General features: G+C 59.8%; 19 protein-coding genes and 1 tRNA gene. 13 read left to right on the top strand and 7 right to left on the bottom strand.

Going from position 1 to position 23,811, the window contains the following annotated elements; translation table 11 throughout:
• The first annotated feature begins 69 nt into the window (after positions 1–69).
• The 9 genes from mnmC to glnQ all read left to right on the top strand — a co-directional run bounded on the left by mnmC (position 70) and on the right by glnQ (position 10,038).
• Positions 70–1,932: an FAD-dependent 5-carboxymethylaminomethyl-2-thiouridine(34) oxidoreductase MnmC gene (gene mnmC, locus AADW57_RS14010; RefSeq protein ID WP_341667508.1), complete on the top strand. Its 1,863-nt coding sequence runs from the start codon at positions 70–72 to the stop codon at positions 1,930–1,932.
• Positions 1,933–2,082: 150 nt separating this feature from the next.
• The gene (locus AADW57_RS14005; RefSeq protein ID WP_341667507.1) at positions 2,083–4,251 is read left to right on the top strand and encodes a glycoside hydrolase family 31 protein; all 2,169 of its coding nucleotides are present in this window, start codon (positions 2,083–2,085) and stop codon (positions 4,249–4,251) included.
• Between the two features lie 215 nt (positions 4,252–4,466).
• A tRNA-Lys gene (locus tag AADW57_RS14000) sits at positions 4,467–4,542 on the top strand.
• Between the two features lie 250 nt (positions 4,543–4,792).
• Positions 4,793–5,803, top strand: coding sequence for a methionine ABC transporter ATP-binding protein (locus AADW57_RS13995; protein WP_341667506.1), 1,011 nt, complete (start codon positions 4,793–4,795; stop codon positions 5,801–5,803).
• Complete coding sequence (locus AADW57_RS13990) at positions 5,800–6,459, top strand: methionine ABC transporter permease (RefSeq protein WP_341667505.1); 660 nt, start codon at positions 5,800–5,802, stop codon at positions 6,457–6,459. Before AADW57_RS13995 ends, AADW57_RS13990 begins: the two co-directional genes overlap by 4 nt.
• A gap of 167 nt (positions 6,460–6,626) precedes the next feature.
• A complete protein-coding gene (locus AADW57_RS13985; protein WP_341667503.1) occupies positions 6,627–7,418 on the top strand; it encodes a MetQ/NlpA family ABC transporter substrate-binding protein in 792 nt (263 codons plus the stop codon).
• 218 nt (positions 7,419–7,636) lie between these two features.
• Entirely contained in the window at positions 7,637–8,368 is a 732-nt protein-coding gene (glnH, locus tag AADW57_RS13980) for a glutamine ABC transporter substrate-binding protein GlnH (protein WP_445819208.1), read from the top strand.
• 165 nt (positions 8,369–8,533) lie between these two features.
• Entirely contained in the window at positions 8,534–9,313 is a 780-nt protein-coding gene (locus AADW57_RS13975; RefSeq protein ID WP_445819151.1) for an ABC transporter permease subunit, read from the top strand.
• Positions 9,310–10,038 (top strand): glutamine ABC transporter ATP-binding protein GlnQ, encoded by a 729-nt coding sequence (gene glnQ, locus AADW57_RS13970; protein WP_341667501.1) that lies wholly within the window; start codon positions 9,310–9,312, stop codon positions 10,036–10,038. Before AADW57_RS13975 ends, glnQ begins: the two co-directional genes overlap by 4 nt.
• Before the next feature lie 664 nt (positions 10,039–10,702).
• Here glnQ and AADW57_RS13965 read toward each other — a convergent pair.
• The 3 genes from AADW57_RS13965 to AADW57_RS13955 form a co-directional block, all read right to left on the bottom strand.
• On the bottom strand, positions 10,703–11,404 hold the full coding sequence (locus tag AADW57_RS13965; protein WP_341667500.1) for a DUF6776 family protein: 702 nt from the start codon (positions 11,402–11,404) through the stop codon (positions 10,703–10,705).
• A 164-nt stretch (positions 11,405–11,568) separates the two neighbouring features.
• The gene (gene murU, locus AADW57_RS13960) at positions 11,569–12,279 is read right to left on the bottom strand and encodes an N-acetylmuramate alpha-1-phosphate uridylyltransferase MurU (protein ID WP_341667499.1); all 711 of its coding nucleotides are present in this window, start codon (positions 12,277–12,279) and stop codon (positions 11,569–11,571) included.
• Complete coding sequence (locus AADW57_RS13955) at positions 12,279–13,325, bottom strand: aminoglycoside phosphotransferase family protein (protein WP_341667498.1); 1,047 nt, start codon at positions 13,323–13,325, stop codon at positions 12,279–12,281. Before AADW57_RS13955 ends, murU begins: the two co-directional genes overlap by 1 nt.
• A 175-nt stretch (positions 13,326–13,500) precedes the next feature.
• On the opposite strand from AADW57_RS13955, the gene AADW57_RS13950 reads away from it, so the two are divergent.
• From AADW57_RS13950 to rsmA, 3 genes are read left to right on the top strand one after another with little or no spacing between them, the layout of a single operon-like run.
• Entirely contained in the window at positions 13,501–15,819 is a 2,319-nt protein-coding gene (locus tag AADW57_RS13950) for an LPS-assembly protein LptD (protein ID WP_341667497.1), read from the top strand.
• On the top strand, positions 15,812–17,263 hold the full coding sequence (locus AADW57_RS13945) for a peptidylprolyl isomerase (RefSeq protein WP_341667496.1): 1,452 nt from the start codon (positions 15,812–15,814) through the stop codon (positions 17,261–17,263). Before AADW57_RS13950 ends, AADW57_RS13945 begins: the two co-directional genes overlap by 8 nt.
• A gap of 8 nt (positions 17,264–17,271) precedes the next feature.
• Complete coding sequence (gene rsmA / locus AADW57_RS13940) at positions 17,272–18,063, top strand: 16S rRNA (adenine(1518)-N(6)/adenine(1519)-N(6))-dimethyltransferase RsmA (RefSeq protein ID WP_341667495.1); 792 nt, start codon at positions 17,272–17,274, stop codon at positions 18,061–18,063.
• On the opposite strand, the gene AADW57_RS13935 is transcribed toward rsmA, so the two are convergent.
• Positions 18,064–19,293 carry a nucleoside recognition domain-containing protein gene (locus AADW57_RS13935; RefSeq protein ID WP_341667494.1) on the bottom strand — a complete coding sequence of 410 codons (1,230 nt, stop codon included), beginning with the start codon at positions 19,291–19,293 and terminating at the stop codon, positions 18,064–18,066.
• 107 nt (positions 19,294–19,400) lie between these two features.
• On the opposite strand from AADW57_RS13935, the gene AADW57_RS13930 reads away from it, so the two are divergent.
• Complete coding sequence (locus AADW57_RS13930; protein WP_341667493.1) at positions 19,401–21,662, top strand: acyl-CoA dehydrogenase; 2,262 nt, start codon at positions 19,401–19,403, stop codon at positions 21,660–21,662.
• 100 nt (positions 21,663–21,762) lie between these two features.
• Here AADW57_RS13930 and gloA read toward each other — a convergent pair whose 3' ends face one another.
• From gloA to AADW57_RS13915, 3 genes are read right to left on the bottom strand one after another with little or no spacing between them, the layout of a single operon-like run.
• Positions 21,763–22,158: a lactoylglutathione lyase gene (gloA, locus tag AADW57_RS13925; protein ID WP_341667492.1), complete on the bottom strand. Its 396-nt coding sequence runs from the start codon at positions 22,156–22,158 to the stop codon at positions 21,763–21,765.
• Positions 22,159–22,213: 55 nt separating this feature from the next.
• Complete coding sequence (locus tag AADW57_RS13920) at positions 22,214–23,095, bottom strand: M48 family metallopeptidase (RefSeq protein WP_341667491.1); 882 nt, start codon at positions 23,093–23,095, stop codon at positions 22,214–22,216.
• Complete coding sequence (locus AADW57_RS13915) at positions 23,061–23,810, bottom strand: lysophospholipid acyltransferase family protein (RefSeq protein ID WP_341667490.1); 750 nt, start codon at positions 23,808–23,810, stop codon at positions 23,061–23,063. The genes AADW57_RS13920 and AADW57_RS13915 overlap by 35 nt, the downstream gene beginning before the upstream one ends.
• Position 23,811: the final 1 nt, after the last annotated feature.

The following is a 23,811-nucleotide window of genomic DNA, read 5'->3' as shown; positions in this document are numbered from 1 at the left end:
GTTTTATGAAGCCCCGGCCAGTAAAAATGGCGGGTGTATGGCGGGTCTTTTTTTCAGGCGATTTTTTCAATGTCTGCAGCAGCTTGCGAGCCGCTAGTGCCAGCCCGGCTGGAGTTCACAGCGCAGGGCGTGCCTTTCAGTTCGATGTACCAAGATGCCTATTACCCGTCGGGCGGCCCGCTTGCTCAGGCCGAGCAGGTGTTTTTGCGCGGCAATGATTTGCCTGAGCGCTGGCGGGGGCGTCGTCAGTTCACGGTTTGCGAGACCGGGTTTGGGTTGGGGGCCAATTTTCTGGCGACCTGGGATGCCTGGCGCAGCGACCCGAATCGCAGCGAATATCTGCATTTCGTCTCGGTCGAGGCACATCCCTTCAGCCAGTCTGATCTGGCGGCCGTGTATTCGTGTTTTCCGCCTTTGCTGCAGCCGTTGGCGGCGCAGTTGCTGGAGGTCTGGCCTATTCTGGTGCCCGGCGTGCATAGGCTGGAGTTGCAGGGTGGGCAGGTGACGTTGACTTTGGTGTTCGGGTCGGCCCAGGGCATGATGCGTGAATTGCAATGCCGAGCCGATGCGTTTTATCTGGATGGCTTTGCCCCACGGTGCAATCCGGATATATGGTCGCGGGCGGTACTGGGGCAACTGGTGCGGTTGGCCGCGCCGGGCGCGACCCTTGCTTCCGGGTGTTGCGTGGGGCAGGTGCGGCGCGATCTGTCCTCTGTCGGTTTCGAGGTGCGCAAGACACCGGGCGTGGGCGGCAGGCCTGCTTTGCAGGCTGTGTTGCGGCCTCATCTGGGGCATCGCGATGCCGTGCCGGCACCGGGGCGCGTGGCGGTGGTTGGCGCGGGATTGGCAGGGGCGGCGTGTGCCTGGGAACTGGCCCGGCGCGGTCAGTCTGTGCTGGTTTGCGATCCGGTCTTGCGTCTGGGGCGTGACGGTTCTCATCAAGGGCATAGGTTGGCGGCTATTTCACCGGTGTTTGCGCTCGACGACGCGCCGCTGGCGCGTTTGAGCCGCAATGGCGTATTGCGTGCCTGGCAGGGTTGGAAAGACTTGCCGGAGCCGGCCCGGCCGCGTCGCACGGGAACGCTGTTGTTCGGCCAGGCCGGCAATTCCGATGCCGCGATCCAGGAGGCCTTGATGCGTTTGCAACTGGCTCCGGAATGGGTGCAATGGTGGGACAGGCAGCAGGCCTCGCAGGCGGCCGGCGTGTCGCTTGCGCGCGGTGGCCTTTATTTTCCGCAAGGCATGGTGGTGGACCCTAGGGCGCTGGTGGCGCAATTGCTCAATCATCCCTTGATCGAATGCGTGCCCGAGCGTGTGCAGGTATGGTCTGCGCCTGAGCCGGGGTACTGGGACATCCACCGCGAACAAGGAACGATTCTGGAGCGTACCGCCCGTGTCGTGGTGGCGGCGGCGGGTCGCAGCATGCAGGCGCTGCATTCCGATGTGCTGGCTGCGCGTGTGTTGCCGCGGCTTGTGGCTATGCAGGACTTGGCCGGCCAGGTCAGTTATTTGCCGGCGGATCGGCCTTTGGTTGGTGCTGGGCCTACGCTGAGCGGCATGGGTTACGTATTGCCTGCGGACCAGTACGGGCAAGTCATTGGCAGTACCTATTTGCGTGATGGTCAGGAGCCGGCCGTCACGCAGGAAGGTCACGCCGATACGCTCTCCAAGCTGGGTCAGATGCTGTCGCATCAGGCGGATTTATCCGGCTTGACGCCTTGTTCGGGGTGGGCCGGATGGCGGGCTGCCTTGAACGACCATCTGCCCGTCATGGGCGGCGTGCCAGGGCATCCCGGCTTGTTCATGGCTGCTGCCTATGGGTCGCGCGGCCTGACCTGGAGCCTGCTGGCAGGGGGGCTGTTGGCCGCCCGCTGGATGGAAGAACCTGTCCCGTTGGAGCGGCGTTTGGAGCAGGCTGTTCGACCCCGATAGTTTGTTTTTTTGTTTTTATTTCCGGCCATTTTTAACGAGGGTTTTCCTTTGTGGCGCAAATACGTCAAAATAATGGCCTTGTTTAGTATTTTGGGCGCAACCCTGCGTTAAGCATCGTGCCGGCCCTTCCACTCTGACGACGTGACACAATTGTTTAATCATCTGAGTTTGTTGACGGCGAAATCCGCCTATGCGGATTTCGCTTTTGTCGAAACCGATTATGTGCTTCGCATCGAGGCGCATGCGCCGGGCGTATTCCGTTTGCGTTGCTTGCCTGGTTCCCAGCTTGAGCGCGAAAAGCCCGGCGTTCGTGCCAAGGCTTTGGGCGATATGCTGTTGGCGCGCCACGAAGCGGTCAGCGAGTTTCAACTGGAGCCGTCCCCGCAAGGCTGGCGTATCGAGCAGGGCGAGGCGATTGTCCACGTGCAGGCGCATCCGTGGCGTTTTCAGGTCTTGCGCGGCGAGCGCCTGGTGCTCTGTAGCGGCGAGCAGCCCTTGACGCTGCAACAGGACGGAGCCGCCTGCTGGCAACTGGACTTGGCCCTGGCCGAGGACGATGCGCTGTATGGCCTGGGCGAAACCCTCGATGAGCTGGACCGGCGCGATCAGGCCGTCGATACCGACCGTCCCCAGGACCGCAGCCTGCCCTTGTTGTGGAGCACACAGGGCTGGGGGCTGTATATCAATACCTTCGAGCGGGTAGAGCACGACCTGGGGCGCGAGCAGCAAGACCGTTTGCGCGCCCGTATCCATACAGCCGAACTGGATGTGTTTTTGTTCGTGGGCGAACCTAGCGAAATCATCAATCAGTATTCCGCTTTGACGGGGCGCGCAGGTCAACCGGGAGTCTGGCCCATGGGGCTATGGCTGGACGGCGTGGCCGGTGCCGATATCCAGGCCTTGCGCGAACAGGTTCGTCTGCTGCGGGAACAGGGCATAGGCGTGGATGCGGCGGTATTGCCTGCACCGCAATCGTATGGATTCCAGGACGACAAACCCATGCTGGAATGGGATGCGACGCGCCTGGCCGACCCGCGCGAGACCTTGGCCGGGTTGCATGCCGAGCAGGCGCAGTTGGCGGCCTGGACGCGTCCTTGTGTGTTGGCCGCAACAGCCTTGTTCGACGAATGGGAAGATCGGGGCTGGCTGCTGATCAACGACGACGACGGCAGCGCTTATGTTTTTGAAGGCGACGAGCTGAGCGGCGGTCGGGACTATGGTTTGCTGGACCTGACCCATAAAGACGTCTTTCGCATGTGGGTGGAGCGTCAGCGGCAGATGGTGGACGATGGTTTGGGCGCGGTGCTGTGCAACGCGCGTTTTGCCATTCCGGATACCGTCACCAGTCGGGGAGGGGAGTCCGGCGCTTTGTTGCGGGCCATTTACCCCGTATTGGCGCGGCAGGCTCTGTTCGATGCCGTGGCCGGACACAAGACGCCGCAAGAAGGCATCGTCGCCAGCCGTGATCTGTTTCCCTCCGCGCAGCGTTTTGCCTGGCAGTTGGGCCCGGCGGTGGATAATTCCTGGGCCGGTCTGGAACAGACACTGAAGTCGGCGCTATCCACCGGCAACAGTGGCGTGCCGATTCAGATTCACGCTCTGGGCAATGGCGATGCAGACACATCGGGCATGAGTGCCGAGCTGTATCTGCGTTGGCTGGCCATGGCGGTCTTTTCGGCTAACTTCAGCCTGCAAGGTGTGGCGGCGCTGCGCCCGGACGCTTTTGACGAGGCGACCCAGGCGCTGGTTCGCCACTGGATGGAGTGGCGCTTTCGCCTGGTGCCCTATGTGCTGGGCATTATCGAGGATGCGGTGCGCACCGGCCTGCCGGTGCAGCGTTCTATGGCTCAGGCGTTTCCGGCCGATGAGCAGGCCCGACTCTGGGATACCCAGTATTTGCTGGGCCCGGCCTTGTTGGTAGCGCCCATTATGCAGCCGGGCGAGGACGTCCAAGTGTATTTGCCGGCGGGCGAGGCATGGTGGGATTTGAGCACCGGGTGGCGTTACGAAGGTGGTACGACTTTGCAGGTCAAGGCCGGCCTGGACCGTTTGCCGGTCTTTGGCCGCGAAGGCCACATGTTGTGCCTGGGGCCGGTGGTAGGCCATACGTCCGAGTTCAACTCGGCGCGTCTGCTGGACGAGGTCTGGATGTTTGGCATGCCCGAGCACAGCCCGGTGGTCATGCGCAACAAGATCCGTGTCATGCAGATGCAGGGCTCCAGCTATATCAAGGGGTTGGAAGGGCTGAAAATCCTGCCATCCGAGGGCCTGGAAGTAAAACGCCGGGGGGCCGAAGTACGCATTTCCCGGGCACGTTGAGCGCCACGTTACAACAGCTACAGACTGTTCAGCCGCCCTGCCAGGCCTTGCGCCTGCTCGGGGCGGTTTTTTTATGTGGGGCCTGGTGTGTGAGTGTGACCGAAAGCACGGCAAAGAGCGGGGTTTGGGCGCATAGCGATCTTTTTTCAGAAAATAGCGCATCGAATGCTTGACAGGTACAAATTATCCGTGCAATAATTCTATCTTTCAGTCGGGGGTCGTTAGCTCAGTCGGTAGAGCAGCGGACTTTTAATCCGTTGGTCGCGCGTTCGAGTCGCGCACGACCCACCACTTTAGCTGAAAACAGAAACAAGGCCGCTTTCAGCGGCCTTTTTCTTTGCGTGTTTATTTTGTGCCGCCTAAAGCCGAGTCGGGTTGGAGCAGAGACAGAACCATTGCCATACGTGGCCGGTATCAATCTGTTTTCATATTTCCTTTCGCTATATGCATCTGCCTATGCCGGATTTGCTTTATGGTAAATTTCGCTCTCAGGTCAGGCGCTTATAACTCGACTGACTAATGTATTTAGGCTGAGCCCACTTTGATTCGTCTCGAAAACATTTCCAAAACCTATACGTCGGCGGGCAGGACGGTTCACGCTTTGCGCGATATCTCCTTGCAGATTCGCCAAGGCGAGGTTTTCGGCATTATTGGTCGCTCTGGAGCGGGTAAAAGCACGCTGATCCGCATGCTGAATTTGCTGGAGCAACCCAGTACCGGTCAGGTATGGGTGCAGGACCAGGACATAACCCGTTTTTCCGATGCCCAACTGCGCGCTTTTCGTCAGGGCGTGGGTATGGTGTTTCAACATTTCAATCTCCTGCATTCGCGCACGGTTCTGGACAATGTCTGCTTTCCCTTGCGCCTGGCCGGGGTGCCGCGCGCCCAGCGTCAGCAGCGCGCGCTGGAGGTGCTGCATCTGGTCGGGCTGCAGGATCATGCCCATAAGTATCCCCGTCAGCTCTCGGGCGGGCAGCAGCAACGCGTCGGTATTGCGCGTGCTTTGGCCAATCGGCCGCAGCTTTTGTTGTGCGACGAGGCGACCTCGGCGTTGGACCCGGAAACCACCCAATCGATTTTGCGTCTGCTGCGCGAGATCAACCAGGAATTGGGGCTGACGATTGTGTTGATCACCCATGGCATGGATGTCATCCGTTCGGTCTGCGATCGTGTGGCGGTCATCGACGCTGGCCAGATCGTAGAAATGGGCGAGGTGCTGGATGTGTTCCTGCATCCTGGGCATGTCACGACCCAGTCTTTGCTGAGCGAAAGCGGCGTGGATGCCGATGGTTGGCAGGATCTGGCGGGCAGCGTGGGCGGGCGTTTGTTGCGTTTGAGCTTTCGCGGTGCCGCCACTACGCAGCCTTTGCTAAGCAGAGTTACGCGCGAACTGGGCCTGGATGTCAGCATTTTGCAAGGATCGGTCAGCCGCATTAAGGACGAACCATACGGGCAGTTGGTGGTGGCAGTGGAAGGCGATGGGGCTTCGCAGGACAGACTGCACGCCTTATTGGCAGAATTGAATATCGAATCCGAGGTGCTGCGACCATGAATTTTTCCAATTTGGATTGGGCGCTGATCGGCGAGGCGACCATCGATACGTTGCTGATGACGGGCATGTCTTTGGTCTTTACCGTCATCATCGGATTGCCTTTGGGCGTGCTGCTTTTTCTGACCAGCCGCAAGCAGATGCTGGACAATAGCTGGATCTACCAGACCTTGTCTCTGGTCGTGAATGTATTGCGTTCAGTGCCGTTTTTGATCTTGCTGATCGTCATGATTCCGCTTACCCGTTTGTTGGCGGGCACGTCTTTGGGGGTGCAGGGCGCGATTCCGCCGTTGGTGCTCAGTGCCGCGCCTTTCTTTGCTCGCTTGGTGGAGAATGTACTGCGCGAACTGGACCCAGGCGTCAATGAAGCCTGCCGCGCCATGGGGGCCAACTCCCGGCAGACGGTGCTGTGGGCCTTGCTGCCCGAGGCCACGACAGGGATCGTGGCGGCAACTATCGTCACTGCGATTGCGCTGGTTGGCTACTCGGCCATGTCCGGGGTGATCGGCGGCGGCGGCCTGGGTGATCTGGCTTTGCGCTTTGGGTATCAACGCTATCAAACCGACGTTATGGTCGTGACCGTAGCGATTCTGGTGGTGTTGGTGCAGCTTTTGCAAGTATTCGGCGATGCTCTGGTGGCCAGGCTGAGTCGAAAGTAAAACCAGGCTGCTGCAAGGCCAAACAGGCCCTCCCGGTAGGGACGGCGAACGGGCGGCGCAGCGTGGATGTGTGTGTTTTCGCCGGGCTGCCTCTAAGGCACACACCTTCTTTGGAGGGGGTGGGCCAAGGGCGCGGCGCGGTTTTTTTACTGTGATTGGAGTCTTACATGTCTTTGAAGAAATTCGTACCTGTTCTGGCACTGTCCGTATCGGCACTGTTTGCCTCCACAGCCCATGCCGCCGACAAATTGTCCATTGCCGCGACGCCCGTGCCCCATGCCGAACTGCTGGAATTTGTGAAGCCAGCCTTGGCCAAGGAAGGCGTAGAGCTGGACATCAAGGTGTTTACCGACTATGTGCAGCCTAACCAGCAAGTGGCTGACGGTCATATCGATGCCAACTTCTTCCAGCACAAACCTTACCTGGATTCGTTCAACGCGCAGCACAAGACCGACCTGGTGTCCGTCGGCCTGGTGCATGTGGAGCCTTTCGGTGCCTATTCCAAGAAAATCAAGAGCCTGGACGAGTTGAAAGAAGGGGCGTTGGTCGCTATTCCTAACGACCCATCCAATGGCGCACGGGCCCTGTTGCTGCTGCAAAAAGCCGGCGTGATCACGCTCAAGGACCCTGCCGACATTCAGGCCACGGCGCGCGACATTGCCCAGAATCCCAAGAAGCTGAAATTCAAGGAACTGGAAGCCGCGACCTTGCCGCGCGTGCTGGCGGACGTGGATCTGGCCTTGATCAACACCAATTACGCTCTGGAAGCCGGTTTGAATCCTACTAAAGATGCGCTGGTGATCGAAGGTGCCGATTCGCCATACGCCAATCTGATCGCCGTCGCAGCCAAGAACAAAGATGATGCGCGGGTTGCCAAGCTGGTTAAGGCGCTGCATGGCGAAGATGTCAAAGCATTCATCGCCGACAAGTACAAGGGTGCGATTGTGCCGGCATTCTGATGGTCTTTGTTTGAACAGTAAAACCTCGGGATTTCCCGAGGTTTTTCTTTTTTTAGGGCACCGGAATGCGATGCGCAGGGCCGCTTCGGGTACGATAGCTTTACGTCGACGCAGGCCACGAGCCCGATGTCGATTCAGGCGGAATCATCGAACCGGCCTGTTGCAGGCCGGAACCTAGAGAGGAGTTGTAGATGTTCAATAAGAAAATGAAGACACTGATGGCCGGCCTGACATTGGCCTTGGCCTTGCCCGCTGGACAAGCCTTGGCGCAGCAGGGCAAAGAGCTGGTCGTGGCGACCGACACCGCCTTTGTGCCGTTCGAGTTCAAGCAAAATGGCAAGTACACGGGTTTCGATATTGATCTGTGGGATGCCGTGGCCAAGAAAGCAAACTTGAACTACAAGCTGCAGCCTATGGATTTCAATGGCATTATTCCCGGCCTGCAGACACGCAATATCGATGCCGCTCTGGCAGGCATCACGATTCGCGATGACCGCAAGCAAGTCATCGACTTTTCCGATCCCTACTACGAAAGCGGTCTGGCCATTCTGGTCAATATGGACAATAAAGACATCAAGTCGGCCAAGGACCTGGAGAACAAGACGGTCGCCGTGAAGATCGGCACCGCAACGGTGGATTACATGCAGCGCTCGGTGCCTTCGGCCAAGCTCAAGCTGTTTCCCAATATTGATAACGCCTTCCTGGAACTGGCTACCGGCCGTGTGGATGCCGTTGTGCACGATACGCCCAATGTGCAGTACTACGCCCAGACAGGCGGCAAGGATCGTGTGAAAGTCACTGGTGCTGTCAAGAGCGGCGACTTCTACGGTATCGGCTTCCCTAAAGGCAGCGAACTGGTGCCTGTTGTCAATCAGGCTCTGAAAGACATTAAGGCGGATGGCACGTACGACAAGATCTACGAAAAGTGGTTTGGCAAGCAGCCTGACTAAGTCAGGCCGGGAGCTGTCCAAAGCGGTGATCTCGTGCCAGTCGCGGATCACCGCTTTTTTTTTCGCCGCCTCGTGCGGCGTGTTACGTAATGCAAAGGTAGCATCGTGAATTTTCAATGGGACGCGATCTGGGGGGCTATGCCCAGCCTCCTGGAAGGGACAAAAATGACGCTGTTCATCACCCTGCTGGGGTTGGTGGGCGGGGCCGTACTGGGTTTTCTGGCGGGAGTCATCACCACGTATGTGCGCGTACCGGTGAGCCTGCGCAATGCCGTGCTGGCTGTGCTGGGGTTGATCGCCTTCGCCTTGGCGGCGCAAGGAGCGTCCTGGATGGCGGGTAATTGGTTTGGCGGCGTGCCGGATTGGGCATGGACTGTTTTGCAGGTGCTGATCGTGTTGGCCTTGCTGGCCCGTTTCCGGGCGCACCTGATGGTCGTGCTGTCGTTCCTGTGCCAAGTCTATGTGCTGGTCATACGCGGCACGCCGATTGTGGTGCAGGTCATGTTTATTTATTTTGCCTTGCCCATGCTGGCGGGCATCAGGATTGATGGTCTGACGGCGGCGATCTTTACACTCATGATCAATTCGGGCGCGTATATTTCCGAGATTGTTCGTGGTGCCTTATTGTCGGTCTCCAAAGGGTTAAAGGAAGCGGGCGAGGCGATGGGGTTGCCGTTTCACAAAATCCTGATTCACATCATCGGCCCGGTGGCGTTTCGCCGGATGATTCCCGCTATGGGCAATCAGTGCATCATCAGCCTGAAGGACTCTTCGCTGTTCATCGTGATCGGGGTGGCCGAACTGACCCGTCAGGGACAGGAAATCATTGCCAATAACTTTCGTTCGGTCGAGATCTGGGGAGCCGTGGCGGTCATTTATCTGATTCTGACCGGCCTGATCGCCCTGACGCTGAAGTTTATCGAGCACCGCATGAGGATAGTATGAGCATTGTCGAGTTCAAGAATGTGACCAAACGCTTTGGCCCCAACACGGTGCTGGACGATATCAGCCTGAGCATGGAAAAAGGCGAAGTGGTTGTGGTGGTTGGGCCGTCGGGGTCGGGTAAGTCGACCTTTCTGCGCTGCATCAACAAACTGGAGGACATCCAGTCCGGCGACATTGTGGTCAATGGTCTGAGTGTCAATGGCACGCCTGCACAGGTACGTGAACTGCGCCGCGAAGCCGGCATGGTGTTTCAGCAGTTCAATTTGTTTCCACAGATGACGGCGTTGGAGAACGTCATGTTCGGCCCCATCCACACTCGTGGAAGCGGACGTGCCGATGCGCGCGTACTGGCGCTGGACCTGTTGGCTAAAGTAGGGTTGGCCGAGCGCGTGGACCACTACCCCAGCGAACTGTCCGGCGGGCAACAGCAACGAGTAGCGATTGCGCGCGCCCTGGCGATCAAGCCTAAGTTGATGCTGTTTGACGAGCCAACGTCCGCTCTGGACCCGGAGCTGCGTCAGGAAGTATTAAAGGTCATGCAACTGCTGGCTGAAGAGGGCATGACCATGGTGGTCGTGACCCACGAGATGGATTTTGCTCGGCGTGTGGGCAGTCGTCTGCTGTTCATTGATCAGGGCAAAGTCGCCCACGACGGCCCTCCGGCCGAATTGCTGATCAATCCGCCCAGCCAGCGGCTCAAGGACTTTTTGCAGCACGTGGTGTAGGGGGGGCTGCTTTACACGAGCAGCACTGTTGCTTTTGGCTCAAGTGGCAGAAAGCCGTCGTTTTTCTTCGTAGTGGGCGGGTCGTTTGGGACAAGCGGACAGAACCTCGGGTTCTCGCCAGGCCGACCATAGCGGGCCGGCTGGGCTGTGTCCTTCGCCCGCGCTGCGCGCGGGTCCCCTGGTCAGGATACCGGGGTGGGCGGGGCGTGAACTCGCAGGGTGATTCGTCCACTGGACGAATCACAAGCACCCTGCTCGAACAGCACGCCCCTTGCTTCCCGCCCCGGCATCCTGCCTGCGGCGAAGGCCCTGACTCGCCCGCCGTCCCGCTATGGTCGGCCTGGCGAGAACAGCACCGCTGTGTTTGGCCCAAACGGCGGGACGTCCGTGTACGCTGTACCAGGCATCAGCCATACGCTCAATGTTCTGTTGGGTATGTATGGCCCAGCCATGCGCCCCGACCAGGGCGCTGGAGCAACGCTCCGGCAAGCCATCAACCCTGTCCGAGCGTGCTGCGTCTTGAGTGGCATTTTCAAAAATCCAGTTCGTCATCGATTGGGTAAATTGGCGCTCGGAATGCTTCGAAGAAGCAAAAAAATGCCAGTCAGCATTGAGCTGACTGGCATTGAGCCCGCAGGCTAGTGTTCCTGGCTGGAAGGCGGTTTCAGCGCGAGACGAAAATAGTGCGGGTGGCGCTGACGCGCTCCGAACCTTCGGCTTTGATGCGTATGGTGATCTGGCGCGGGGTAAAACCGGCGGGCAGTTCGGACTGCCCGTTAATATACGCGTAGCGTTCTACGTCGAATGTTGTGGAGGGCAGGTCGATGCTGCCGCTGCGACCATTGCTGTAGCGCCCGGCGGCCACCATTTCCATGGTGCCTTTGAATGTCGTGTCCTTGCCCTTGTCCTGCATGATCAGCACAAAATGGCGCAGTTGGCCGTCGCTGACGGTAAATTCGGCGGAGCGGATGCCGGGCGAGGTGCCGCGCGGATCGGGGGGCATGGCATCGGCGAACAGGGCAATGTCTTTTTCCAGTTTGTCTACCTGGGTTTGCAGCGTTGCTACGCGGCTATCCAGTGAACCTTCTTTCTGGCGTGTGTCCTCCAGATCACGGGTGACCTGGTTAAGCTGGCCTTGCAGGCGCTGTTTGTCGACATTGGCACTGTTCAGGTCGTAGTGCAACTGCTCGGACTGCTCGACAGTCAGTCGCGGCGGGCCATAGCTTTTCTGCAGAAAAAGCAGACCGCCCGCTCCTAGGGCGATACCAGTCAGCAGCAGTACAAGCCAGCGTGGTACGCGGCGCTTGCGCCGGCTGGAGCCGTAGGCGGTGGGTTTGAAGACGGCGCGTTTGGAGGAACCAAGCATGAGGACAATTGTTCCTGTCAGACAGACGGACTTGCGCGATGGAAAGTCCTGTTTACAAAACCAGACAGCATAGTCTTGATTCGTGGCACAAGGGCAGGAGCGGCCGGCTTTGTTGCTCTTTGTTGTGCCTGGAAACGATTGCTGCGCTGACCCGGAAGTTCAGTTTACCGTGAGCCCGGCAGCGATTCCAAGTGTTGATTCAGAACCTGCAGGCGTTCGGGGGTGCCGACATCCATCCAGAAGCCCTGATGCAGGCTGCCCAGGACAAGCCCGCGCGCAATGGCAGCATGCAGCAGGGGGGCGGACTTGGCTGCCTGACCTTTGGGGACCTGTGCAAACAGTTCGGGTTTGTATACGCCCAGGCCGCTAAGGGTGGCGCTGCGTGCACCGGGGGCGTCCTTGGGGCACAGCAAGGTTTGTCCGGCCTGCATGCCAAAATCGCCTTCGGGGTGGTGGGGAGGGTTGGGGGTCAGGACCAGCCAGGCCTGCTCGGGCCCCTGACGTAGGCGTTCGGCCATGGCGTGGGCCTGGGCGGGGTCCCAGTCGCTCCAGACATCGCCGTTCAAGACCAGAAAAGGCTGGTCTTGAAAGAAGTCCAGTGCCTGAGCGATGCCGCCGGCTGTCTCCAATGCGACGTTCTCCGGCGAGTAGCTCAGACGCAGGCCCCATTGGCTACCGTTGCCCAAGGCGGATTCGATTTGCGTGCCCAGCCAGGCATGGTTAATGATGACCTCGTGTATGCCGGCCCGAGCCAGTGCCTGCAGATGCCAGACGATCAGAGGTTGGCCGCCGGCCGGAATCAGGGGTTTGGGGCAGGTGTCGGTCAGGGGGCGCATGCGTTCGCCCCGACCGGCCGCCAGAATCATGGCCCGCATCAGACAGTCATTCCCAGTATGGTCTGGCGTCCTTCCAGACGGTTCAGCAGGCGCAGCAGGCCGCTGAATGTCTGATAGCGACTGGCCACTTGATGGACATACTGGAGCAAGCGCGGCATGTGATCCAGATAGTGGTGCTTGCCGTCGCGCAGCGACAGGCGCGCGAAAACGCCCAGAATGCGCAGATTGCGTTGCAGGCTCATCCATTCGTATTGTTGGTGAAAGACGGCGAAATCGGCGGGCACATCCAGCCCGGCTTCAACCGCTGCCTGCCAGTAGCGTATGGCCCAGTCCAGTTGCTGTTCTTCGGGCCAGGTATGGCGTGCGTCCATGACCAGGGAAGCAATGTCGTAGGTGATAGGGCCGGCCAGGGCGTCCTGGTAGTCGATGACACCCGGCTCGGACTGGCCGGGCAAGGGCATCATCAGGTTGGGGCTGTGAAAGTCGCGATGCACCAGCACGGTGGCCGACTGGACATTGGCTTTGGCCAGCTCGTTGAAGGTGACGGTGAGCATGGTTTTTTCTTTGTCGCTCAATTCGATCTGACGATAGCGTTGCACATACCATTCAGGAAAGACCTGCAGTTCTTCGAGCAGGCGCGCTTCGTCATAAGGCGGCAGGCCGGTGATGTCCGCTTGCTGCATTTTGACCAGCGTCAGCAAGGTGTTGCGATACAGTTGGTCCAGAGCCTGTTGTTCCATGGGCGCTTGCAGGGCATGGTAGAAATTGTCCTGGCCTAGATCGCTGAGCAGCATGAAACCGTGTTCACGGTCGACGGCGATAATGTCGGGCACATGGATGCCGGTGGGTGCCAGCAATTGTGTAACGTGTAGAAAGGGGCCGCAGTCTTCGGTGGCGGGCGGGGCATCCATCAGGATCAGGCTGCGATCTGCGGCCTGCAGGCGGAAGTAGCGCCGGAAGCTGGCGTCGCTGGAGGCCGGCTGCAAGGTGTCCAGTTGCAGGCCGTGACGGTCTTTCAGAGGGGTTAACCAGGCGATGGCTTGCTGCAGGCGTTGGTCTGCGGTAGAAGGAAATGGAACTGACATGAGATGATTCGGTGCAGAAGATCGTAACGGTTTGATGTTTTAGCAGTGCCGCTAAACGGCAGGCTTCTCTATAATACCGGGTCGCCAGGGATTTCATCATCTGGTGTGGTCAAATGTGCAGCACACAATTGGAGGCGCATTCTTGGTGCGAGTCGCGGCGTGGTCTTTCGTCTTGATGACAGCTGGCTTGGGCATAGCCCAGGCGCAGTCGTCTGTCCGTCCGTCTCTGCAGACGTCTCCGAACCTGCAGGTGCGCAAGCTCCAGGAAGAGGACATGTCCGTCTACCTGATCGGGGATGACATGCAGGCCAACGAGAACGGTACCCTGCGTCTGCAGGGCAATGCGCAGGTGCGGCGCATCGATTCGGTGGTCAAGGGCGACCGGATCGACTACGACCAGAACACCGGGCAGGTGCATGTGCGCGGTAACGGGCTGATCATGCGCGATGGTTCTATCGCGCACAGTCCGGATTTCGAGTACAACCTGGATGCCGAAACCGGCCGCATGAGCATGCCCGAATTCTGGCTGGGAGCCTCCGGTGGCAGCGGCACGGCCGAGCGGGCCGATATTCTCAGCAGCAATCATATGCGGCTGTCCAAGATGGTGTATTCGGGTTGCCCGTGTCCGGAGCCGGCCTGGTACATCAAATCCCCCAAGGTGGACCTGTATTCCAAGGAAAACGAAGGGGTGGCGCGCAACGGGGTACTGTATTTCAAGGGCGTGCCGCTCTTGTATTCCCCCTACCTGACGTTTCCGTTGCGTAAGGAACGTAAATCCGGCTTTTTGCTGCCCACCTACGGCATGTCCACGCGCAGCGGCATGGATATTAGTGTTCCTTATTACCTGAATCTGGCCCCCAATTACGACGCCACCCTGACTCCGCGCGTCATGCTCAAGCGCGGCGCGATGCTGGGCGGCGAGTTTCGTTATCTGGGCGATGGTTTTTCAGGCGAGCTGACCGGCAATTATTTGCCGCATGATCGCGATCTGGGCTTTAAACGTTGGTTGTTCATGGGGCAGTACCGCCAGAGTCTGCCGGCTAGTTTCTATCTGAACGCCGATATACGCCGCGTTTCTGACGACGATTATTTCCGTGACTTCAGTACTTTCGGTTTGAATGACTCTACCGTTCAGGACCTGGCTAGTACAGTAAGTGTTGGATGGGGTGGGTCAAAATATTTTCGGGCGCATTTAAGCGCCACTCGTTATCAAACTCTGCAGGATGCCTCGGCTGGTTATCGGCAACCGCAGTACGACAAGCTTCCTGAGCTGTATGTCGGAGCGTCTCGCTATAACTGGGGCGGTCTGGATGTGGTCAGCGACAACTATGCCACGCGTTTTCGTCTGCCTTTCTATAGCGGCAATCTAAAGGAATTCGATGCGTACCGGGATCGCCGCCTGGCACCGGACGGCACCCGTTTTTCCTCGTACACCACGGTGGCTTACCCCATTGTGCGTCCGGGCTGGTACATCACGCCCAAGGCGGGCCTGCACATGAGCCAGTATTCGACTGACTGGTATCCTAGCGAATTGCCTTGGTACGCAAACCGCTCCAAGACACAGAGCCGGGTGCTGCCCATTTTGTCGTTGGATTCCGGCATGACGTTCGAGCGCGATACCACCTTGTTCGGCAGCCAGTCCATTCAGACCCTGGAGCCGCGAGTCTATTACCTGTATGTGCCTTATCGGGATCAGTCCACGCTGCCCTTGTTCGATACCGGCCTGGCCAGTTTCAACTTCGCTCAGGCATTTAGCGAAAACATCTATTCGGGGGGCTGGGACCGCATCTCCAATGCCAATCAGGTGACACTGGGTCTGACGTCCCGCTGGTTGGATGCCGATACCGGGTTCGAGCGGCTGGTATTGCAGGCGGCGCAACGTCTGTACTTCGAGGATCAAAAGGTTACGCTGGGCGAAAAACCCCGCACCAGCACGCGTTCCGACTATCTGGTGGGAGCCAGCGCCGCGCTGACCAACACGCTGTCGGTCAATTTCGATGCTCAGTTCAACCCAGAAGAAAGTCGTCGCAACCGCATGTCGTCCGGCTTGCGTTGGCGGCCCAAGCGCCTGGCGACCCTGGGCGTGACCTATCGCTACGAACGCGACCCGCGCCAGGTTCTGGACCCGACCTTTCAGCCTGACCCTCTGGACATGCGCGGTAAGGAGTCGATTTCCCTGACCGGCCAATGGCCGTTGACCAACAAGTTCTATGCGGTCGGGCGTTACGATTACTCTATGCAAGAGCGGCGCGGCACGCAGTCCATTCTGGGTCTGGAGTACAAAGGCGACTGCTGCTGGACCGCGCGTGTCGTCATGCAGCGTTACGTGGTCTCGGCCAAGGAAACAAATAAAGCCTTGTTTTTCCAGCTGGAGCTCTCCGGGCTGGGCGGCATAGGCAACGACCCCATGCGTTTGCTGCGCGACCGGGTAATAGGTTACGAGCCCGTGTCCGAGCCCGTGCCGGAAAAAACGATCTACGAGAGGTATGAATAATATGCGTTTCAGCTTGAACAACCGTACCCTGGCGCTGGCTTTGGCAGCCGCCCTGGGCCTGGGCGCGGCCCAACCTGTCTGGGCGCAGGCCAAGCAAGCCAAAGCGGCGCAGTCCACCGCTCCGCAGTTTGTGGACGGTATCGCCGCCGTGGTCAATGATGAAGTCATTACCTTGCGCCAGGTCGAGCTAGAGGCGGCGCAGGTGCGTGCGCAATTACAGCATCAAAAGATTCCAGCTCCTGATCAGGACGTGTTGCGCAAACAAGTGCTGCAACGCCTGATCAATGAGCGCCTGGAACAGCAGGAGGCGCGTGTACTGGGTATTCGCGTGGCACCCGAGCAGGTGACCGAAGGCGTGCGCCTGATCGCCTCCCGCAACAAAATGACCGAGGCCCAATTGCGTGCCGAAGTCGAAAAAAATGGTATCAGCTGGGATCAGTACCTGGTCAATCTGCGTCAGGAGATCCTTTTGGATCAACTGCGCATGCGGGCCGTGGACAGCTCCATCAACATTACGGATGCCGACATCGATACCTATCTGCGCGCGCAGGGTGGCGGCGCAGGGCTGGCCTCCTTGGGGCAGCCGGCCGCCCAGCAACAGGACGGGCCGGTCACGCTGGCTCAGATTCTGGTTCGGGTGCCCGAGAATGCCGATGCCAGTGAGCAAGACCGCTTGCGCCGCAAGGCTGAAGGCTTGCTCGCCCAAGCGCGTTCGGGCGCGGATTTTGCCGGTCTGGCTGCGTCCAGCTCGGACGGTCAGGAAGCCTTGAGCGGTGGTGTGTTGGGGACCCGTTCGCAGTCCGACTGGCCTGATTTGTTTGTACAGGCTATTCATACTTTGGAACCCGGGCAGGTTTCGGGCTTGGTGCGCAGCGGACAGGGTTTCCATATCCTGAAACTGCTCGAGCGCGGCTCTACCGGTGCGCCGGTCACCACGACGCAGGCACCAGGTGCCGGCGCGGTGCAGTCCGGTCCCATGATGGTTACCCAGACGCACGCCCGCCATATCCTGGTCAAGCTGTCCAAGGTAAGGACCTCGGAGCAGGCGCGCCAGCGTGTGGAGCAATTGCATCAGCGCTTGAACAACGGCGAGTCCTTCGAAGCCTTGGCCAAGAGCTATTCGGAAGACAGCAGCGCGCCGCAAGGCGGCGATCTGGGCTGGCTGTCGCCTGGCGAGACGGTGCCTCCTTTTGAGCAGGCCATGGACAAACTGGAACCGGGCAAGATCAGCGGTCCGGTGCAGTCCCAGTTCGGCTGGCACCTGATCCAGGTGGTGGAGCGCCGCACCCGCAACATGGAAAACGAATACAAGCGCATGCAGGCGCGCCAGATATTGTTCCAGCAGCGGGCCGAGCCGGCGTTCGAGGACTGGCTCAATGGTTTGCGCGGCCGCGCTTATATAGATAATCGCCTGGACCCCGAGTCCAGCACGCGCAAACGGTAAGGATCACTATGGCGCAGCATCAGGCGCGCAAGCGTTTTGGACAGAACTTTCTGGAAGATGAGGCCATCATCGACCAGATCATCCGGGCCGTTGGCCCGCGAGCCGTCGACAATCTCGTGGAAATTGGTCCGGGCCTCTCGGCCCTGACCCGGCCGCTTAGCCAGGCGGTCGAACATTTGCGCGTCGTCGAGATTGATAGGGACTTGGCGTCGCGCTTGCGCCATCAGTACTCCCCAGACAAGCTGGAAATCATCCAGGCCGATGCGCTGACGGTGGATTTTTCGGCCCTGGGGCCGCAATTGCGGGTGGTGGGCAATCTGCCTTACAACATCTCCAGCCCTTTGCTGTTTCATTTGCTGGATCATGCCGATGCGGTGATCGATCAGCATTTTATGTTGCAGCGCGAGGTCATCGATCGCATGGTGGCCAAGCCTGGCTCATCCGACTACAGCCGTTTGTCCGTCATGCTGCAGTCGCGCTATCGCATGACTAAGCTGTTCGAGGTGCCGCCCGAGGCGTTCAACCCGCCGCCGCGCGTGGTGTCGGCCGTGGTACGCATGGTGCCTTTGCCGGCGGACCGTCCACAGGCAAAAAGCGCCGCTGCTTTTGGGCAAGTGGTCGCCCGCGCCTTCGCGCAGAAACGCAAGATGTTGCGCGGTGGACTGGGCGACTGGGCCGCCAGCATTGACTGGGACGCCCTGGGTATTGCCCCTACTGCCCGTCCAGCAGATTTGTCTTTGCAGCAGTACATCGCTTTGGCCGACCACTTGTTGGACAAGGGCGTAGTACGCGCCGCCTGATCATCCAAAAAACCAGTAGCACACGCCAATAGAGGCCAGCACGCCTGCCAGGTCCGCCACCAGTGCGCAGGGTACGGCGTGCCGGGCGCGCTGTATGCCTACCGCGCCAAAATAGACCGCCAGCACATAGAAAGTGGTTTCCGTGCTGCCTTGTACGGTAGCGGCCAGCAAGGCGGGAAAGCTGTCTACACCGTGGTGCTGCATGGTTTCGATCAGTAATGCGCGGGCGGCCCCACCCGAAAAGGGCTTGACCAGGGCCGTGGGCAAAGCATCAATGAATCGGGTATCCAGGCCCGATAGGCCCACCAGCCAACGTATCAGGTCCAGCACGATGTCCAGCGCACCGGAGCTGCGCAAAATGCCTACTGCGCACAGCATGGCGACCAGATAGGGGAGCAGGTCGCGGGCGACGGCAAAGCCTTCTTTTGCGCCTTCCACAAAGCTGTCGTACAGCGGCACCTTGCGTCGCCAGCCTATCAGCAGAAACAGCCAGATAATGCCCAGCAGGGTCAGATTTCCCAACAGGGACGAGAGGGTCTGAATGGCGGCCGAACTCAGTGTGGCCAGCAAGGCCATGAACGTGCCCAGCAGCACGGCCAAGGCGGCGAACCACAGCATCAGGACCGGATCAAGTAGTCGCAGGCGTTGAGTCAGGGCAACACAAAGCAGGCCGGTCAGCGATGACGCGGTGGTGGCCAGGAGAATGGGCAGAAAGATCAGGGTCGGGTCTGCCGCGCCTTGTTGGGCCCGGTACATGAATATGCTGACCGGCAAAAGTGTCAGCGAGGATGCATTGAGCACCAGAAACAGGATCTGCGCGTTGGTGGCCGTGTCCGGGCGCGGGTTCAGGCTTTGCAAAGCCTTCATGGCACGCAGGCCAATGGGGGTGGCGGCATTGTCCAGGCCCAGGCCGTTGGCGGCGAAATTAAGGGTGATCAGACCCAGCGCGGGATGACCGCGCGGGACGTCGGGCATCAGGCGGGCAAACAGCGGCGTCAGCCAGCGGCCCAGCACGTCGATCAACCCGGCCCGTTCGGCGATTTTCAGAAATCCCAGCCATAGCGTCAGGGTGCCGAACAGCAGCAGCATCAGTTGTACGGATAGGGCTGCCATGTCGAACAGGCTGCGCACCATGTGCGCAAAAATATCCGCCTGTCCTTGGACCAGCCATTGATAGAAGCCGCTGACGGCGGCGATCAGAAAGAAAATCAGCCAAAGTGTATTGAGCATGTTGTCGGCAGCGCGCCAAGAGACCGGGAGCCAGGCAAGATTGTCGCAGACTCGGGGTATTAAGGTGATAATGAAGCTTGAGTGCCGCATCATGTTTCGGAGACATTATGGACTGGAAAGCCTGGCGTAGAAAATGGTTGACTATCCCCTTGTATCGCATGGGACAGAATGCCTTGCCACGCTTGTCCGCCACCGAGCGGCAAGCCATCGAGGCGGGCGACGCCTGGTGGGAGGCGGAGCTTTTTTCCGGCCGCCCTGATTGGCAGAAGTTGCTTGCAGTGCCACCGGCCCGGCTCGATGCCCACGAACAGGCTTTTATCGATGGTCCGGTCGCGCAGTTGTGCAAAATGCTCGACGAATGGGACAACCAGTGGCATAGGGGTGATCTGCCCGCCGAGGTCTGGACTTTTTTGCGCGAACACGGCTTTTTCGGCTTGATCATTCCGGCCGAGTACGGAGGCTTGGGGTTTTCGGCCTATGCCCATTCCGAGGTCGTGCGGCAGATTGCTGTGCGTTCAGTCACGGCGGCAGTGACCGTCATGGTGCCCAACTCCTTGGGACCAGGGGAATTGTTGCTGCAGTTCGGCACGGACGAGCAGCGGCGTCATTGGCTGCCGCGCCTGGCCAGTGGCGAGGATATTCCTTGCTTTGGCTTGACCAGCCCCGAGGCGGGCTCGGATGCGGCCGCTATGCTCGATACCGGCGTGGTGTGTCGCCAGGACGTGGATGGTCAGTCTGTGCTGGGCATCCGGCTGAACTGGGCCAAGCGTTACATTACCTTGGCTCCGGTGGCCACGGTGCTGGGGCTGGCTTTTAAGTTGCAAGACCCGGATGGCTTGTTGGGTGATGATCCTGAGCCGGGTATCAGCGTGGCGCTGGTCCCAACCGATCTGCCCGGCATTACCATTGGGCGGCGTCACTTGCCGGCCATGCAAGTTTTTCAGAATGGCCCTACGCAAGGGCGCGATGTATTCGTGCCACTGGATGCCTTAATCGGTGGGCCTGCCCAGGCTGGAAAGGGATGGGTTATGTTGATGAGTGCGCTGGCCGCGGGCCGGGGCATTTCCTTGCCGTCGCTGGCCGCGTCGGCATGTTTGTTTGCTGCCCACACCAGCGGCGCTTACGCGCGCGTGCGCACTCAGTTCGGTATTCCTATCGGCAAGTTCGAGGGCGTACAGGAGCAATTGGGCCGTATGGCAGGCAATGCCTATGTGGTCGAGGCCGCCCGGCGTATGACCTGCGCGGGGCTGGATCAGGGCGTCAAACCGGCGGTGGCGTCGGCCATCATGAAGCTGCATTGCACCGAGCGCATGCGGGAATCCGTCAATGCTGCTATGGATGTGCATGCGGGCAAGGCCGTTATCGATGGCCCGAGCAATTATCTGTCCGGCCTGTATCGCGCCTTGCCGGTCGCCATTACGGTCGAGGGTGCCAATATTCTGACCCGCAGCCTGATTGTTTTTGGCCAAGGAGCGATTCGTTCGCACCCCTGGCTGATGCAGGAGGTGCAGGCGCTGTCCAACCCGGATTCGCAACAGGGCGAGGATGATTTTGACGCCGCCATCTGGCGACATCTGGGCCACAGCGTGCGCAATGCCCTGCGTGCTACCGCTCTGGCTTGGACGGGCGGACTGGTGGGGCGCTGGCCTCGTCAGGCCGGAGAAGTTGCACCTGTCTACCGGCGGCTGGATCGCTACAGCGCCGCTTTTTCTCTGGTTGCCGAATGCGCGTTGCTGTCTTTGGGCGGCAACCTGAAACGCAAGGAAATGCTGTCCGCGCGCCTGGGGGATATGCTGGCCGAGTTGTTCTTGTTGTCGGCAGTGCTCAAACGCTGGAATGATGAAGGCCGGCACCATTCCGACCTTGCGCTGGTGCATTGGTGCGCGCAGGACAGCTTGGCGCGGTTGGACCGGCGCATGGACGAGGTTTTGTCCAATTTGCCGTCGCGTCCTCTGGCCTGGGTGTTGCGGGTTTTGTTGCGGCCCTTCGGCTTGGCGGCCCGAGGCCCAAGCGACGATCTGACCCGTAAAGTGGCGCAGGTGTTGCTGGAGCCATCTGGTTCTCGGGATCGTCTGGTGGGGGCCGTCTGGGAAGAGCATGACACGGCATCGGTGACTTTGCTGGAGCGGGCGTTCAGCCTGGCGGTTCAGGTGCAACCGCTGCTGGATCAAGTGCGCAAAGCCGGACTGTCTGATTGGCGCATCGCCCGCGACAAAGGGGCGATCACAGCCGAGCAGGCCCAGCAGATCGAAGCGTATCAGCAGCTTGTGGCCGAGGTTATTGCCGTGGACGATTTCCCATCCGGCGTTTTTGGGCATCCCCATGACGCACAGGACGATGCCGATAGTCAAGAGCACCGTCCTGCCTGATCTGCCTTCGTGGGCAGCAGCATGCGTGTATCGCCCAAGGGCGCGGTTCTAGCATGGCTGCTGCCCTGCAGAGGGCTTTGATGCAGGATTATGGCTGGGATCAGTCCACGCGGCCCTTGGCCTGGATCAATTCGATCTTGTAGCCGTCCGGATCTTCGACAAAAGCAATGACGGTGGTGCCGTGCTTCATGGGGCCGGCTTCGCGCACGACCTTGCCGCCGCGTGCCTTGATGTTTTCACAGGCTTTGTAGGCATCGTCCACTTCCAGGGCGATATGGCCATAGGCATTGCCCAGCTCGTATGAAGTGGTATCCCAGTTGTGAGTCAGCTCAAGCACGGCACCGTCGGCCTCGTCCTGGTAACCGACAAAGGCCAGGGTGAAGCGGCCATCGGGGTAGTCTGATTTGCGCAGCAGTTTCATGCCCAGAACGTCGGTGTAGAAGGCCAGGGATTGATCCAGATTGCCGACGCGCAGCATTGTGTGCAGGATACGCATGTTTAAAAGCTCCTAGAGATTGGTCTGTGCCCTTGCTGTAGAAAAGACAGCATTTCTACAGCAAGGGCAACGTGCCCGGATCATGTTGCCGTAATTGATTACGGGCATGCATGAAATCGGGATAAAGTGCTTCGACCAGGGCCCAGAACCGAGGGCCGTGGTTCATTTCTTGCAAATGGGCCACTTCGTGCGCCACGACGTAGTCGATGATGGCCGGCTCAAAGTGTATCAGCCGCCAGTTCAGCATGATGGTTCCGTCGCTGCTGCACGATCCCCAGCGTTTGGCAGGTGCGGCCAGGCGCAGTCTGCGGGCGTTCAGGCCTGCCATCTGCTGATAGTGTTCCAGTCTTTGCGCGAACCAGTGTGCGGCTTGTTGCTGTAGCCAGGCTTGGGTCAGCTCTTGAACACGGCGTGAGTCTGCGCTTAGGGGCAAAGGCAGGTGCAGGCGGTCACTGTTGCGGGGGGCCAGGGCCTGGCCGCTGAAACTGGCTTGTTGTGCGCTTGGGTCCAGGGTCAGCTGGATCGATGCGCCCATATAGGGTAGGCAGTCGCCATCTTGCCAACGCAGTGTGTTCAGCGCCAACTGTTCACGGCGTGCCTTGTATTCTTGCAGTTTACGCACGATCCAGGCGGCTTTGTGTTGCAGGGCCTGTTCGGTTTGGTTGAGCTTGACCCAGGCTGGCACCGATACGGTCAGGCCGCTGTCGTTGATGGTCAAGCCGACGGTGCGTCGCCGGGAGCGCTTGAGTTGATAGCCGATGGTGTGGCCATCGAGCGTAATGTAGTGCCACTGCACCCCGGACGGCAGGGTCTGGGGGCGTATAGTCAGCGACTCGGTGGCGGGCAGGCGTGCTTGGCCGGCGAGCGGCGTGGGCCGCTGCGCCGGGTGCGGGAAGGCGGTGTCAGGAAACAGCGCCAGTTGCGGTGGTACCGGCATAGCGTTCGGGGTTCAGCACGCGCATTTCGGCCTCGATCCAGTCTTGCACGCGCTGGTTTAGTTCTTCGGGGGTCAGGCCCGTGGGATCGATGGGCGGGCCGAAGGAGACGGTGACCATGCCGGGCGTTTTGACGAAAGCATTGCGACGCCAGCATTCGCCCGCATTGTGGGCCACAGGAACGACCGGGGTGCCGCTGCGGCTGGCCAGCAGGGCACCGCCCATTTTATAGCGGCCTGTCGTGCCGGGAGCGGTACGCGTGCCTTCGGGAAACAGCAGCGGCCAGCGCCCTTCGTTGATGCGTTGCTGACCGACGCGGATGACCTGCTCGAACGCATCCCGGCCTTTGGCGCGGTTGATGGGGATCATGCGCAGCAAAGCCAGCCCCCACCCGAAAAAGGGCACGCGATGCAGCTCCTTTTTATAGACGAAGCAGACCTGGCGCGGCATATAGGCGGGGAAAAACAGGGTTTCCCAGGCGGATTGGTGCTTGGACAGGATCACGGCATGGCCGTCGGGCAGGTTTTCCCAGCCCTTGGTCTGCCAGCGTATGCCCAGAATCGTGCGAGCCCCCCAGACAGCCAGACGCGGCCATCCGGCCGTCAGTCGGTAGCGCCAGTCCAGCGGCAAAGGAGCCCAGAGGATGCAGGCAAAGGCGTAAGGGATGACGGTGACCAGCAGGAAAAGCTGGTAGAGCGTGGCGCGGATGATGCCCATA

The sequence above is a fragment of the Alcaligenes sp. SDU_A2 genome (genome assembly GCF_038237375.1).
In the GTDB taxonomy this organism is placed as follows: Bacteria; Pseudomonadota; Gammaproteobacteria; order Burkholderiales; family Burkholderiaceae_B; genus Alcaligenes.
Note: the sequence above shows the minus strand (reverse complement) of the source record. Positions and strands in the feature narration are given on the sequence as shown.

Excerpts from the sequence above, each read along its gene's own strand:
- AADW57_RS13955 (WP_341667498.1), bottom strand. The coding sequence starts at position 13,325 with ATGTCAGTTCCATTTCCTTCTACCGCAGACCAACGCCTGCAGCAAGCC.
- AADW57_RS13975 (WP_445819151.1), top strand. The coding sequence starts at position 8,534 with ATGACGCTGTTCATCACCCTGCTGGGGTTGGTGGGCGGGGCCGTACTG.
- mnmC (WP_341667508.1), top strand. The coding sequence starts at position 70 with ATGTCTGCAGCAGCTTGCGAGCCGCTAGTGCCAGCCCGGCTGGAGTTC.
- AADW57_RS13935 (WP_341667494.1), bottom strand. The coding sequence starts at position 19,293 with ATGCTCAATACACTTTGGCTGATTTTCTTTCTGATCGCCGCCGTCAGC.
- glnH (WP_445819208.1), top strand. The coding sequence starts at position 7,637 with ATGGCCGGCCTGACATTGGCCTTGGCCTTGCCCGCTGGACAAGCCTTG.
- AADW57_RS13920 (WP_341667491.1), bottom strand. The coding sequence starts at position 23,095 with ATGCCGGTACCACCGCAACTGGCGCTGTTTCCTGACACCGCCTTCCCG.
- rsmA (WP_341667495.1), top strand. The coding sequence starts at position 17,272 with ATGGCGCAGCATCAGGCGCGCAAGCGTTTTGGACAGAACTTTCTGGAA.
- AADW57_RS13990 (WP_341667505.1), top strand. The coding sequence starts at position 5,800 with ATGAATTTTTCCAATTTGGATTGGGCGCTGATCGGCGAGGCGACCATC.
- gloA (WP_341667492.1), bottom strand. The coding sequence starts at position 22,158 with ATGCGTATCCTGCACACAATGCTGCGCGTCGGCAATCTGGATCAATCC.
- AADW57_RS13965 (WP_341667500.1), bottom strand. The coding sequence starts at position 11,404 with ATGCTTGGTTCCTCCAAACGCGCCGTCTTCAAACCCACCGCCTACGGC.
- AADW57_RS13930 (WP_341667493.1), top strand. The coding sequence starts at position 19,401 with ATGGACTGGAAAGCCTGGCGTAGAAAATGGTTGACTATCCCCTTGTAT.
- AADW57_RS13985 (WP_341667503.1), top strand. The coding sequence starts at position 6,627 with ATGTCTTTGAAGAAATTCGTACCTGTTCTGGCACTGTCCGTATCGGCA.
- glnQ (WP_341667501.1), top strand. The coding sequence starts at position 9,310 with ATGAGCATTGTCGAGTTCAAGAATGTGACCAAACGCTTTGGCCCCAAC.
- AADW57_RS13950 (WP_341667497.1), top strand. The coding sequence starts at position 13,501 with ATGACAGCTGGCTTGGGCATAGCCCAGGCGCAGTCGTCTGTCCGTCCG.
- AADW57_RS13915 (WP_341667490.1), bottom strand. The coding sequence starts at position 23,810 with ATGGGCATCATCCGCGCCACGCTCTACCAGCTTTTCCTGCTGGTCACC.
- AADW57_RS13945 (WP_341667496.1), top strand. The coding sequence starts at position 15,812 with ATGAATAATATGCGTTTCAGCTTGAACAACCGTACCCTGGCGCTGGCT.
- murU (WP_341667499.1), bottom strand. The coding sequence starts at position 12,279 with ATGCGGGCCATGATTCTGGCGGCCGGTCGGGGCGAACGCATGCGCCCC.